The organism is Paragemmobacter amnigenus (assembly GCF_009908265.2).
GTDB classification, from domain to species: Bacteria; Pseudomonadota; Alphaproteobacteria; order Rhodobacterales; family Rhodobacteraceae; genus Paragemmobacter; species Paragemmobacter amnigenus.
On sequence record NZ_JAAATX020000013.1, the window covers coordinates 141,754 to 155,206 of the forward strand.

Annotated in this window: 11 protein-coding genes and 1 tRNA gene; 8 read left to right on the top strand and 4 right to left on the bottom strand. The window is 65.9% G+C overall.

What is annotated here, in order from left to right:
- The first annotated feature begins 136 nt into the window (after positions 1-136).
- From GU927_RS17650 to GU927_RS17680, 7 genes are all read left to right on the top strand, one after another.
- Positions 137-2,422 carry a bifunctional salicylyl-CoA 5-hydroxylase/oxidoreductase gene (locus GU927_RS17650; RefSeq protein WP_161763771.1) on the top strand — a complete coding sequence of 762 codons (2,286 nt, stop codon included), beginning with the start codon at positions 137-139 and terminating at the stop codon, positions 2,420-2,422.
- Entirely contained in the window at positions 2,419-3,162 is a 744-nt protein-coding gene (locus tag GU927_RS17655) for an SDR family NAD(P)-dependent oxidoreductase (protein WP_161763772.1), read from the top strand. The genes GU927_RS17650 and GU927_RS17655 overlap by 4 nt, the downstream gene beginning before the upstream one ends.
- The gene (locus tag GU927_RS17660; RefSeq protein ID WP_161763773.1) at positions 3,159-3,593 is read left to right on the top strand and encodes a MarR family winged helix-turn-helix transcriptional regulator; all 435 of its coding nucleotides are present in this window, start codon (positions 3,159-3,161) and stop codon (positions 3,591-3,593) included. The genes GU927_RS17655 and GU927_RS17660 overlap by 4 nt, the downstream gene beginning before the upstream one ends.
- Positions 3,593-4,405 carry an enoyl-CoA hydratase family protein gene (locus tag GU927_RS17665; protein WP_161763774.1) on the top strand — a complete coding sequence of 271 codons (813 nt, stop codon included), beginning with the start codon at positions 3,593-3,595 and terminating at the stop codon, positions 4,403-4,405. The genes GU927_RS17660 and GU927_RS17665 overlap by 1 nt, the downstream gene beginning before the upstream one ends.
- An 85-nt stretch (positions 4,406-4,490) precedes the next feature.
- Complete coding sequence (locus tag GU927_RS17670; protein ID WP_161763775.1) at positions 4,491-5,627, top strand: acyl-CoA dehydrogenase family protein; 1,137 nt, start codon at positions 4,491-4,493, stop codon at positions 5,625-5,627.
- Positions 5,624-6,034: an acyl-CoA thioesterase gene (locus tag GU927_RS17675; RefSeq protein ID WP_161763776.1), complete on the top strand. Its 411-nt coding sequence runs from the start codon at positions 5,624-5,626 to the stop codon at positions 6,032-6,034. The genes GU927_RS17670 and GU927_RS17675 overlap by 4 nt, the downstream gene beginning before the upstream one ends.
- Positions 6,031-6,435, top strand: coding sequence for a RidA family protein (locus tag GU927_RS17680; RefSeq protein ID WP_161763777.1), 405 nt, complete (start codon positions 6,031-6,033; stop codon positions 6,433-6,435). The genes GU927_RS17675 and GU927_RS17680 overlap by 4 nt, the downstream gene beginning before the upstream one ends.
- 12 nt (positions 6,436-6,447) lie before the next feature.
- Here GU927_RS17680 and GU927_RS17685 read toward each other — a convergent pair whose 3' ends face one another.
- The 4 genes from GU927_RS17685 to GU927_RS17700 all read right to left on the bottom strand — a co-directional run bounded on the left by GU927_RS17685 (position 6,448) and on the right by GU927_RS17700 (position 9,373).
- Positions 6,448-7,149 carry a DUF3800 domain-containing protein gene (locus GU927_RS17685; protein ID WP_161763778.1) on the bottom strand — a complete coding sequence of 234 codons (702 nt, stop codon included), beginning with the start codon at positions 7,147-7,149 and terminating at the stop codon, positions 6,448-6,450.
- Positions 7,150-7,328: 179 nt separating this feature from the next.
- A tRNA-Glu gene (locus GU927_RS17690) sits at positions 7,329-7,403 on the bottom strand.
- A gap of 75 nt (positions 7,404-7,478) precedes the next feature.
- Positions 7,479-8,279 carry a lytic murein transglycosylase gene (locus tag GU927_RS17695; RefSeq protein ID WP_161763779.1) on the bottom strand — a complete coding sequence of 267 codons (801 nt, stop codon included), beginning with the start codon at positions 8,277-8,279 and terminating at the stop codon, positions 7,479-7,481.
- Between the two features lie 92 nt (positions 8,280-8,371).
- Entirely contained in the window at positions 8,372-9,373 is a 1,002-nt protein-coding gene (locus GU927_RS17700; protein WP_161763780.1) for a LytTR family DNA-binding domain-containing protein, read from the bottom strand.
- A gap of 1,142 nt (positions 9,374-10,515) precedes the next feature.
- On the opposite strand from GU927_RS17700, the gene GU927_RS17705 reads away from it, so the two are divergent.
- On the top strand, positions 10,516-13,453 hold a 2,938-nt coding region (locus GU927_RS17705; protein WP_161763781.1), incomplete at its 3' end, for a hypothetical protein.

Sequence of the window (13,453 nt, forward strand, 5' to 3'; positions counted from 1 at the left end):
TCGCGGGGCATGGGGGCATCTTCGCGGGCTGCGACAAAATTTCAAGCCCGAAAATTTCAAACTTGAAATTGTTTGCCGCCGGTGCCAGCCTTGGCCGCGAGGGGCGCATGTCGCGCCGCAGATGGGATTCCGGTCGATGAAGATTCTCTGCCTTGGGGGTGGTCCTGCGGGACTGTATTTCGCGATCTCGATGAAGCTGCGCGATCCGTCGCATCAGGTGACGGTGCTGGAGCGCAACCGCGCCAATGACACCTTCGGCTGGGGGGTGGTGCTTTCTGATGATGCGCTGGGGCGGATGGCGAAGAATGACCCCGTCTCGACCCAGTCGATCCGGGACCATTTCGCCTATTGGGACGATATCGCGGTCGTGCATGACGGGGTGCGGACGGTGTCGGGCGGGCACGGGTTCGCCGGGATCGGGCGCAAGCAGATGCTGATCCTGTTGCAGGCCCGCGCGTGGGAGCTGGGCGTGGACCTGCGCTTTGAAACGGAGTTCAAGTCGGCGGAGGAGTATCGGGCGGAATACGATCTGGTCGTGGCGTCGGACGGGATCAATTCGGCGGTGCGGCGGGAATATGAGGCGGTCTTCCAGCCCGATATCGACATGCGGCTGTGCAAGTTCGTCTGGCTGGGCACGCAACAGAAATTCGACGATGCCTTCACCTTCATCTTCGAGAAGACGGAGCATGGATGGGTCTGGGCCCATGCCTACCAGTTCGACGACAAGACCGCGACCTTCATCGTCGAAATGGCGCAGGAGACGTGGGACCGCTGGGGCTTTGCCGACATGTCCAAGGAGGACACGGTGGAGACCTGCCGCAAGATATTCGCGCGGCATCTGGGCGGGCATGAGCTGATTTCCAACGCGGCGCATCTGCGCGGATCGGCGGTGTGGATGAACTTCCCCCGCGTGATCTGCGGGACGTGGTATCATGAAAACGTGGTGCTGATGGGGGATGCGGCGGCGACGGGGCATTTCTCCATCGGGTCGGGGACGCGGTTGGCATTTGATAGCGCGATCGCGCTGGCCGAGTATCTGCACAGCGAGCCGACGATGGAGGGCGCGTTCCAGCGCTATCAGGAGGAGCGGCGGGTGGAGGTGTTGCGGCTGCAATCGGCGGCGCGCAACAGTCTGGAATGGTTCGAGCAGGTGGAGCGTTATCTGGACCTGCCGCCGGAGCAGTTCGCCTATTCCCTGCTGACCCGCAGCCAGCGGATCAGCCACGAGAACCTGCGGCTGCGCGATCCGGCGTGGCTGCGCCGGACCGAGGACTGGTTCCAGCGGCAGGCGGGCGGCGAGGAGGGGCGCGCGCCGATGTTCGCGCCGTTCCGGCTGCGCGACATGGCGTTGAAGAACCGTGTCGTGGTGTCGCCCATGGCGCAATACAAGGCGGTGGAGGGCTGCCCAACCGACTGGCATCTGGTGCATTACGGCGAACGCGCCAAGGGGGGCGCGGGGCTGGTCTATACGGAAATGACCTGCACGAGCGCGCAGGGGCGCATCACGCCGGGCTGTCCGGGGCTTTATGCGCCGGAACATGAGGCGGCGTGGAAGCGGGTGGTCGATTTCGTCCATGCCGAGACGGATGCGAAGATCTGCTGCCAGATCGGCCATGCGGGGCGGAAGGCGTCCACTCAGGTCGGCTGGGAGGACGGCGACGCGCCGCTGACGGCGGGGAATTGGGAGATCATCGGGCCCTCTGCGCTGCCGTGGTCTTCGCGCAATGCCGTGCCGCGCGAGATGACGCGGGCGGATATGGAGGCGGTGACGGCGGAATTCGTGGCGGCGACGCAGATGGCGCGGCGGGCGGGGTTTGACATGATCGAACTTCACGCGGCGCATGGATATCTGGTTTCGTCCTTCATCAGCCCGAAATCGAACATTCGTACCGATGCCTATGGCGGAAGCCTTGAGAACCGGATGCGCTGGCCGCTGGAGGTGCTGCGCGCGATGCGGGCGGCTTGGGGCGAGGAGAAGCCGCTGTCGGTCAGGATTTCCGCCACCGACTGGGTCGGGGATGAGGGCGTGACGCCGGACGAGGCGGTGGAGATCGCGCGGATGTTTGCGGGCGCGGGGGCGGATATCATCGACGTCTCGGCCGGGCAGACGTCGGTCGATGCGCGGCCGGTCTATGGGCGGATGTTCCAGACGCCGTTCAGCGACCGTATCCGCAACGAGGCGGGGATTGCGACCATGGCGGTGGGGAACATCACCGAACCCGACCATGTGAATTCCATCCTGCTGGCGGGGCGGGCGGATCTGGTTTGCCTCGCGCGGCCGCATCTGGCGAACCCCTATTGGACATTGCATGCGGCGGTGGCGATGGGGGATGCTGCGACGGCATGGCCGCTCCCGTATCTGGCGGGGCGCGACCAGATGCGGCGGTTGCGCGAGAAGGCGGTCGAGGTGATCCGGGCATGAGTGTCGAGGGGCGGCGGGTTCTGGTCACGGGGGGCGGGTCGGGCGCGGGGGCGGACCTTGCGCTGGGATTTGCCCGTGCGGGGGCGGCCGAGGTGGTGATCTGCGGGCGGCGGGTGGCGGCGCTGGAGGCGGTCGCCGCGCGGCATCCGGCCATCCGCGCGCTGCCCTGTGACGTGACCGACGAGGCGTCGGTGCAGGCGCTGTTTGCGGAAGCGGGGCGGGTGGATGTGGTGGTGGCCAATGCGGGGGCGGCAGATAGCGCGGTGCTGGCCAAGACGACGCTTGCGCAGTGGAATGCGATGATCGCGGTGAATTTGACGGGGGTGTTCCTGGCCTTTCGCGAAGGGCTGCGGCAGTTCGACGGCTGGGGGCGGTTGATCGCGGTGGCCTCGACCGCCGGGGTGAAGGGCTATGCGAAGGTCGCCCCTTATGCGGCGGCGAAGCATGGGGTGATGGGGTTGGTGCGGTCCGTCGCGCTGGAGGTGGCGCGGGGGAAGGTGACGGCGAATGCGATCTGTCCGGGGTTTCTGGATACCGAGATGACGGAGCAGTCCATTCGCGTGATTTCGGAGAAGACGGGGAAGACGGCGGCGCAGGCGCGGGCGGCGCTGGAAGGGATTAGCCCGCAGGGGCGGCTGTATCGGCCCGACGAGGTGACGTCGGCGGCCCTGTGGCTGTGTTCCGAGGGGGCGGCGGGGGTGAACGGGCAGGGGATCGTGATTTCGGGGGGCGAGGTGTGACGGACGCGCTTTCCAAACGGCGGTTGAAGATGTGGATCCGGCTGCTGGGCGTGACCCGCGCGGCGGAGGGGGAGTTGCGCGAGTTCCTGCGGGTGGAGCATGGGACGACCCTGCCGCGGTTCGACGTGATGGCGGCGCTGTACCGGCGGCGTGACGGTGTCACGATGAGCGAGTTGAGCCGGATGCTGCTGGTGTCGAACGGCAATGCGACGACGGTGGTGGACCGGCTGGAGGCGGATGGTCTGGTGCGGCGGACGCCGTCCGAGACGGACCGGCGGACGGTGTTCGTGGCGCTGACGCCCGAGGGGCTGGCGCAGTTCGAGGGGCTGGCGGCGGGGCACGAGGCGCAGGTGGCGCGGATGTTCGGCGGGCTGTCGGAGGCCGATCTGGATGCGCTGACCGAGATATTGAAGCGGATGGGGGCGGCGTGATGGGCGCGATGGCTGGGTTGAAGCCCGAACATTTCCTGTGGGACGTGGCGGATCGGGTGGCGGTGGTGCGGCTGAACCGGCCGGAGCGGAAGAATCCGCTGACCTTCGAGAGCTATGCCGAGTTGCGCGATACCTTCCGCGCGCTGGTCTATGCCACGGATGTGGATGTGGTGGTGATTGCCTCCAACGGGGGGAATTTCTGCTCCGGCGGGGATGTGCATGACATCATCGGCCCGCTGGTGGGCATGGAGATGAAGGAGTTGCTGGCCTTTACCCGCATGACGGGCGATCTGGTCAAGGCGATGATCGGCTGCGGCAAGCCCGTCATCGCGGCGGTGGACGGGGTCTGCGTGGGGGCGGGGGCGATCATGGCGATGGCATCCGACCTGCGGCTGGCGACACCGGCGGCGAAATGTGCCTTCCTGTTCACGCGCGTGGGGCTGGCGGGCTGTGATATGGGCGCCTGTGCCATGCTGCCGCGGATCATCGGGCAGGGGCGGGCGGCGGAGCTTCTCTATACCGGCCGTGTGATGCGGGCGGAGGAAGGCGAGCGGTGGGGGTTCTGGAACGCGCTTCATCCGGCGGAGGAGCTGGAGGCGGCGGCGATGCAGCTTGCGCGGCAACTGGCGGCGGGGCCGACCTTCGCGCATGGGATCACCAAGACCCAGCTCAATCAGGAATGGAACATGGGGCTGGAGCAGGCGATCGAGGCCGAGGCGCAGGCGCAGGCGATCTGCATGCAGACGCGGGATTTCGAGCGGGCCTATCACGCCTTCGTCGCCAAGGAGACGCCGGTGTTTCGCGGGGATTGACGATTTTTCTGGCGAAAAATCAGGGGGCGCTCGCGCCCCCTCGGCCCTGCGGGCCTCACCCCCTGAGGATATTTGGGAACGGAAAATGACGGATCGCAGCTTTCTGGACTGGCCTTTCTTCGAGACGCGGCACCGCGAGCTGGCGGGCGCGCTGGAGGAGTGGTGCGCGGCGCATCTGCCGGTGGGGCATGGGGATGTGGATGCGGCCTGTCGGGGGCTGGTGGCGATGCTGGGGGCCGGCGGGTGGTTGCGGCATACGGGGGCCGCGGCGGGGGAGAGGCTGGATGTGCGGACGCTGTGCCTGATCCGCGAGACGCTGGCGCGGCATGACGGGTTGGCGGATTTCGCCTTTGCCATGCAGGGGCTGGGGATGGGGCCGGTGAGCCTGTTCGGCAACCCCGCGCAGCAGGAATGGCTGGCGCGGACGCGGGCGGGGGCGGCGATCGCGGGCTTTGCGTTGACCGAGCCGGGGTCGGGGTCGGATGTGGCGGCGACGGCGACGACGGCCACGCGGGTGCAGGGCGGGTGGTTGATCGAGGGCGAGAAGACCTGGATTTCCAATGGCGGGATCGCGGATGTCTATGTGCTGTTTGCGCGGACGGGCGAGGGGCCGGGGGCGAAGGGGTTGTCGGCCTTCCTGATGCCTGCCGATACGCCGGGGCTGGAGGTGGTGGAGCGGCTGGAGGTGATCGCGCCGCATCCGCTGGCCACGTTGCGGATGCGGGGGATGGTGTTGCCGGAGGGCGCGCTGATCGGAGAGGCGGGGGCGGGGTTCCGGATCGCCATGTCGGTGCTGGACGTGTTCCGGTCCACCGTGGGGGCGGCGGCGCTGGGCTTTGCGCGGCGGGCGCTGGACGAGGCTTTGGCCCGCGTGAAGGCGCGCCGGATACAGGGGCAGGCGCTGGCGGAGTTGCAGATGGTGCAGGGGCATCTGGCGGATATGGCGGTGAGGGTGGATGCGGCGGCGCTGCTGGTCTATCGGGCGGCCTGGGTGAAGGATCAGGGCGCGGCGCGGGTGACGCGCGAGGCGGCGATGGCGAAGCTTTATGCCACCGAGGCCGCGCAGGAGGTGATCGACATGGCGGTGCAGTTGCACGGGGGCGATGGCGTGCGGCACGGGTCGGTGGTGGAGAGCCTGTATCGCGAGATCCGCGCGCTGCGGATATACGAGGGGGCGTCTGATGTGCAGCGGGTGGTGATCGCGCGGAGCGTGCTGGGATGAGCTATGCGCGGGCGATACGGATCGAGTTCAACCATTGCGATCCGGCGGGGATCGTCTTTTACCCCCGCTATTTCGAGATGACGAATTCGGTCTGCGAGAATTTCTTCCGCGAGGTGGTGGGCTATTCCTATCACGCCATGATGGCGGACGGGATCGGCACGCCCACCGCGCGGGTCGAGACGGATTTCCGCGCGCCGTCGCGGCTGGGCGATGTGCTGGACTGGCTGCTGGTGGTGGAAAAGGTGGGCGGGTCGTCCGTCACCTTCCGGCTGGAGGCGCGCTGTGGCGATGAACACCGGCTGACGGCGCGGCTGGTGCTGGTCTGGCTGACGCCCGAGATGAGACCCGGGCGCTGGCCCGACCGTATCCGCGCCGTCTTCGAGGCGCATCTGGAGGAGAGGCCATGAGCGAGAGCCCGCATCAATTCCTGCATCCGGCCCATTGGAAGGCGGCGGTGGGCTATTCCAACGGGGTCGCGGCCACGGGGCGGATGGTGTTCACGGGGGGGATCATCGGCTGGAACGCCGATCAGGTCTTTGAAACGGACGATTTCGTCGGGCAGGTGGAGCAGGCGCTGCGGTCCATCGTCGAGGTGCTGGCCTGTGCCGGCGCAGGGCCGGAGCATCTGGTGCGGCTGACATGGTATGTGACGGACAAGCGCGAGTATCTGGGCAGCCTGAAGGACCTGGGCCGCGTCTACAAGGCGGTGATCGGGCGGCATTATCCGGCGATGGCGCTGGTGCAGGTGGTGGCGCTGGTCGAGGACCGCGCGAAGGTGGAGATCGAGGCGACGGCGGTGGTGCCGTAGGGCGGGGCGGGTTCACACCTTTATGTAGAGCCCGTGCCGCACCCCGCCCTCGGCGTCGAAGCAATCCTTTATCACGTCGAAAAAGGCGCTGTCCTTGTGTTCGAAGTGGCGGAAGATCGCATAGGCCACAAGATCGGCAAGCTGGATCAGTCTGGATGCGCGCGAGTCCAGAAAGAGCGGGACCTCGGCGTAGTTCTGGGTGGTGCCCCAGCTATGGCCGGAATATTTGAAGTCCCGCGCAAGGGTCTGGATGCGCTGTTCCGTTGACGATTTGTCAAACACCATGATGCCGCGCTGGGGATCGCCATGCTTGGTGTAAAGGCGCCGCAGGAACATGTCGAAGCGGCTGCTGATCTGTTCGAAGGCGTGGACGACAGGGTCCGCCCCGGGCAGTGCCGATTTCTTCACGACCGCAGCGAAGAGGCGCGCCCCTTTGGGATGATGGTTCACGACACCATCGTGCAGCGCGTCCCTGATGGCGGCAAGGCGATCGGCCAGCGCATGGGCCTTCCAGCCTTCGCGTCCGGATCGCATCGGCGAGCCGTGCAGTTCGAGCCGTTCGGGCGTGACCGGATCAAAGCGGGCGGCAATGCTGTTGAGGTTCTGTTCGATCCAGTGGGTCTTGCGTTCGAACACGGCGACACCGGCCAGAACGAAGTACTGCTGGGACGGGTCGGATACGGACCCTGACTCGTCGACATAGAACAAATGCATACTCGCACCAAAACAAAAGCTGCCCGAAGGCAGCTGTGATAGGCAAGCCGGGCAAGGAAGCCCTTGACGCACCGCAAACAGGTCAGCGCACCCGACTCGAAGCGAGAATAGGATTTTGCGAATGACGGTTCAAGCCTTGAGAGCAGGCAACCGCAGCAATCCGAAATCGAAGGGAACCGTGGCAGCCCGTAGGGGAGTCGAACCCCTCTTCCCAGGTTGAAAACCTGGTGTCCTAACCGATAGACGAACGGGCCACGCATCGGTGAGGCGGGGGATAGCGAAGCGCAAATCCCGGCGCAAGGGGAAAAATTCGCCGGAGCGCGCGAAGGTCAGCCGTCGATGCGCGCGGCCATCAGGGCGATGGCCTGCTGGTAGACGGTGGCGGCGTTCCATTGCTCGATCACGGCGAAGTTGGGTTCGCCTTCCTGATAACCCTTGCCGGGGCGCCAGCCCTTTTGCCGCAGGAAATTGGCGGTGGAGGCGAGCGCGTCGGTCAGGTCGGCAAGGTCCAGCCGCCCGTCGCCATTGCCGTCCACGCCATAGTCCAGCGCGTTGCCGGGCAGGAACTGGGTATGGCCAAGCTCGCCATGTTTGGCGCCTTGGGTCTGCGGGGTGATGGTGCCCGCGTCGACCAGTTTCAGCGCGGCGATGAGGTGGGGGGTGAAGAAGTCCGAGCGGCGGCAGTCATAGGAGAGCGTGGCGATGGCCGAGACGACGTTGGTGTCGCCCATGAAGCCGCCGAAGCCTGTCTCCATTCCGTGGATGGCAAGGAGGATGCCCGCGGGCACGCCGTATTGCGCCTCGAGCGCGGCGTAGAGGTCGGGGTTCTTGGCCTTGCGCTTGCGGCCTTGCGAGATGATGGCATCGGCGCCCCGGACCTGCAGGAATTTCTCGAGGCTGTAACGGAAGCTCTTCTGGTTGCGGTCGGCGGCGATGGTGGATTTGGAATAGCTGCTGGCCATGAGGGCGTCGATGCCGCGGGGGCCGACGCCCTGTGCCTGTGCCTCGGCGGCGATGACGGGCTTCCACGCCTCGTACTGGCCGCCGGTGTCGGAGCAGGGGGCGGCAAGGGCGGTGGCGGGCAGGAGGAGGGCCAGAAGCGGGGCCAGAAGGGCGGGCGTGCGGAACATGCTATGCCTTGGTGCGGAAATGGACCGGACCGAGGATAGGGCCCGCCGCCCGTGGCGCAAGAGGTTTGCGCGCGCGCTGGCGGCGGGAGGGGTCAGCGGGCGGTGGCGCGCAGGCCCATCGCGGACTGGAAGGCGATGCGGCGGGACTGGGCGACGCGTTCCTGTTCGCCATCGGAAAGGATCACGGAGAGGACGCCGCGGCCGTCATCCTCGGTCGACTGGATGGCGTTGAAGGAGACCCAGGTGGAGCGGTTGATCTGGATGCCCTGCCGGATGTCGAGCTGCGCGATGGCGTCGGACAGGCGGCCGCGGGTGAGCATCCGGCGGCGGCTGGTGACGATGCGGAGGTAGTGATCCTCGGACCGGATGTAGAGAAGGTCCTCGACCGCGAAAACCTCGTTTCCGATGCGGACCTGATCGATCTGGGCGGGCGAAAGGTCGGTCTGCAGGGCCGGAGCGGGGGCGTCGGCGGCCGGTTCGGGGGATGCGGGCGCGGTCTGCACCGGATCGGGAGGGGCGGCGGCAGGGAGGGCGGGGGCGGCAACGGCGTGGCGGTGCGGGCCCGCCGTGGCATTGCGCGGGTCGCCCGGCGGATAGGGCAGGAGCATCGGGTGGAGCGGCGCGACGAACTGGCTGAAGGCCACGTCCATCAGGAGCAGGACGATCATGTCGCGCACGATCTCTTGCGTCCATTCGGCAGCCGTCAGGTCGAGCGGTCCCTTGAAGAAGGTGACGACCAGATAGGTGGCGGTGGTGGTGAAGCAGAAGAGCGAGAGCGTGATGAAGGGTGTGTAGACCGTGGTCAGCACGCCCCGGTTCCGCAGCACGCGCAGGGCCGAGAACAGGAGGAAGTACCAGCTGAACGTGACCACGGAGAGCGTGGACCAGAGCACCACGATCTCGAATCCCGCCAGATGTCCGGTGTCCTTGCCGCCACGGTCGAGCAATCCGTAGACGAGCGTGCAGAGCAGGAAATATTTAAGGAAGATCGGGTTCAGGAAAAACTCGGTCAGGGAATCACTGGTCGCCCAATAGGTCTTTCCGTCCGCGAATTTGACTTGGGTCGTGGAAACAGTCGCTTGCACACCGTTCATTGGTCTCGCTCACTTGCAATCGGCCACTCGTCCGACACATCTGATACGGCTGGAGTGAACGTCATTTCAAGCCACCGTGGCGTGAATTTTGACGTGAACACTCATCCAGCAAGGTGATTCCCATCCGCACGCCGGAAATCGCGGCATCCGGACGGGCAAAAGTCGCGCTTTACGACAAAGGGAAATAAGGCTTCGCGGTGCCGCGACTCTTGGAAACAATGGTCTGCCGTGAGGGGATTTTCACGGCGCAGGCCCAGACGAAAGCATTTCGCCAATTCATTTTCACGTCTTTCCCAGCCCTTGGGACAGCTTTCTGGCGACATCGCTGGTCCCAGGCCTGTCGGGGGCGTGTAAATCTGGGCTTCGCGCTCGGGTCCGGCCATCGGCCCGTTCCGCCGGACGTTCGGGTAACAGCCGCTTTCCCTGTGGGGGCAGGATTGCGGAGCTGGCCCGGACCGAAATCGGATACGTCCCTTGCGCGAAGTGAAGGGTGCAATCGATAGGGATGTTTCCCATGCTGCTGAATACGAGTGACGCCCCCTGCGTCGGGACCGCGCGTGCGGCCGGACGTAAGGGCAGGAGTGCCGGGATCGACCGCGGCACCGCGCCGGACGGGTGCAGGATCACGCGCGCGGGGGGTGCGGATGCCGCCCCGTGGGTGCGCGCAGGCAGTTCCTGCAGGATCGGCTGGACAGATGGACCCCGCCCGCAGGCCGCACCGGCCGTGCGCGCGGCGCGCCCGCTTTGCCGCGACGCCGCCTGATCTAATCCGTCACCCGCCTGCCGTTAAACACAGCGACTGAGCGGGACCCCCTTTCAAGACGGGCATCATCGCCCGCAGGTAACGAGTAACGCCCATGGTTTTGTTTCCCATCGTCCCATGCCATCCGGCCTTCGACCGCAACGGCGCGGATCTCGCCGGACGGGGCCGGAGCACGGGACCGGCCTGTGGCAGCCCGTTGTGCGCGGCAGGCTGCCGCACCGTGATCCGATCTGCGCGTTCCGCACGGGCCGCGCAGCCCCGCAATTTCGAGTTTTTCTGAAACCCTGATGGGCCGCCCGAACGGCGGCGTGTCTCATCATCGCTTGACTGTGTTTGGCCCTGTGAGCCGCGTTCGGGCGTGTTGGTTGGAGAGTAGAAGATGGCGACGATCATTATCACCGATGCCACGTCTGGTTCCGTGGATGTCAACGACGGCGATGTCGTCATCATCGATCCCAGCGCCTATGGGACCTACACGCTCTATGCCCCTCCGGGAGCGGAGTATGACGTCCTGATCAACCAGGACCTGCCGAATTCGATCACCTTCTTCACCTCGCTCGATTCAACGGTGAATGCGCGCTTCGCGCCGGGCGTGTCGGCCTACAACCTCGATTGGGGCGGGGTGTCGGGCTATGGCGGCGTCGAGATCGTGGAAACCGGCGACGGGTTCCGCATCACGGATGGCGGCGGCTATTCGATGGGGGAGCAGGACGACACCCTGATCCTTGGCCCGAACAACTATGTCGACAACCAGATCTGGATGGGCGACGGGCAGGATACCCTGATCATCGGCGAGAACAGCACGGTCTTCGGCCAGATCAACACCGAGGCGGGCAACGGCGATGTGATCAACATCGGCTCCGGCAGCTATGTCGAGAACATCAACCTTGGCGCGACGGTCGATCTGACGATCGGGTCGAATGTCACGGTGAACGGGTATATCTACACCGGTTTCGACGACACCATCGGCGACAAGGTCACGATCGGCGACAACGCCACGCTGAACTATTACGTCGACCTTCAGACGGGCAATGATACGCTGGCCATCGGCGACGGGGCGACGATGTTCGGCCGGGTCTATGCCGACGAGGGCGACGACCTGATCACCATCGGCGACGATGCCAAGATCAACGAGTATATCTGGCTCTATACCGGTAACGATACGCTGACCATCGGCGACAATGCCGTGATCACCGACGGGTATTATGGCGAGCTTTATGCCTGGGACGGCGATGACCTGATCGTCATCGGCGACAATGCCTCGATGGGTGATCATGCCTGGGTCGCGATGGGCACCGGCAACGATACGCTGTCCATGGGGGTCTATGACTTCACCAGTTACGGCCAGTTCTGGGGTGAGGGCGGCACCGATACGCTGAACATCTCTGAAGGGTTCGGGTTCACCAAGGCCCAGATCGAGGGCATCCTGGCCGCCGAGGGCTGGCGTGACGATGACGGCGACGGCGTTTACGAGGTCAGGGGAAATGACTTCCGGATCGGTGACAGCTATTTCTACAGCTGGGAACGGGTCTCGGTCATCGTGCCGCAGGATGGCATCGTCGACGGCACGGCAGGCGCGGACAATATCGCGCCCGGCTATACCGACGCGCAGGGCGATCAGGTCGACGGCACCGATGGCCTGAATGACGTGATCCGCGCCGGGGCGGGGAACGATGTGGTCAATGCCGGCGCGGGCGATGACACGGTCGACGGCGGCTCGGGCAATGACGCGGTGTCGGGCGGTGATGGCAACGACCTGATCCGCGGCGATGGCGTGGACCCGCTGACCCAGGTGCAGCGCCCGCTGCTGACCCTGACCAACACCGACAACCTGCAGGACGCCGGCCAGACCGAGGCGTCCGGGTCCCGCGCGGTGGAACTGGTGAAGCTGGCCGATGGCCGGTTGATCATGGTGACGTCGGAGAACGGGACAGGAAGCGACGGCATCGCCACTTACGAGATCGACGGTGATCCGAATTCCGCCACCTTCGGCCGGATCATCAACCCGGCCGGGTCGACTTCGACCAGCCCCGGCGCGGGCAGCAGCGGCGACCTGACCGGCAAGATCAGCCAGTTGCAGGCTTCGGCTGCCGGTGCGGGCTTTGACAACATCCAGAGCATGGAAGCCGTCACCCTGCCGACGGGCGAGACCTATGTCTTCACCGCCGACGTCTCCACGGCCACGATCGGCATCGCCCGCGTCGGCGCGAATGGCGGGCTGACCGAGGGGCCGTCGCTGACCGATGCGACGCGTCTGGATCAGGTGCAGGGCCTGTCGGTCATCAATGTCGGCGGGCAGCCGATCCTGCTGGCCTATTCCGGCGGCAATTCCGACAGCCTGCTCAGCTATTCCATCAACCCCGCGACGGGCGGGTTGACGCTTCTGGACCGCGAGGTGGACGGCAACGGGCTGGGCGAGAATTTCCTTGCGGGCTCGTCGGGCGAGTCGACCTCCTTCATCGAAGGCTTCACCAACAGCGCGGGGCAAAGCTTTGTCCTTGTCGCCGGCAATGAGGGGGGGCAGAACGGCATCTCGCTCTGGACGGTCAATAGCGCGGGGCAGTTCACCTTCCAGAACGCGCGCGGGGACGACCAGAATGGCGGGTCGGAAACCGATCCGCAGGGCAATACGCTGGGCCGCGATCTGGTCAGCCCGGCCGGATCGCAGACGGGTCTGGACGATTCCAACGCGGCGACCTGGGCGGAAATCGGCGGCAGGACCTATGTCTTCGTCGGCGGCAATGACGACGATGTCACGATCTTCCGCGTCGATCCGGATGCCCGCGGTGACGGCACCTTCGACCTGACGCTGGTCGGCCATGCCGACAATGTCATGAGCGATATCAGCGCCTTGCACTTCATCCCGTCGGGCGACAGCGGCACGCTGGTGATCGGGGGCGAGCAGAGCGAACTGCGCTATGTCGCGGTCCACCTCAACCCGACCACGGGTGTGGTCACACTTGATCTGGCGGGCGGGCGCATCGTGGACGATGCGGGCGAACCGGGGGCGGAACTCCTCGATTCCGAAGATCTCGCCTATCTGGACGGAGTGCTTGTCTCTGCCTCGGACAATGACAACGGGGTTGCGGTCCTGACGGTCAAACCCTCTTTCGAGACGGCGTCCGGCACGGTCGACAGTGTCGCCGGCGATGACGTGCTGAACGGGGGCGCAGGGAACGACACGGTCGAGGGTGGCGAGGGCAACGACACGCTGACTGGCGGGGCGGGGTCTGACACGCTGCGGGGCGAGGGGGGGGATGACACCTTCCTGCTGCAGCCGGGCTTTGGCACGGATGCGATCACGGGCGGCGAGACGG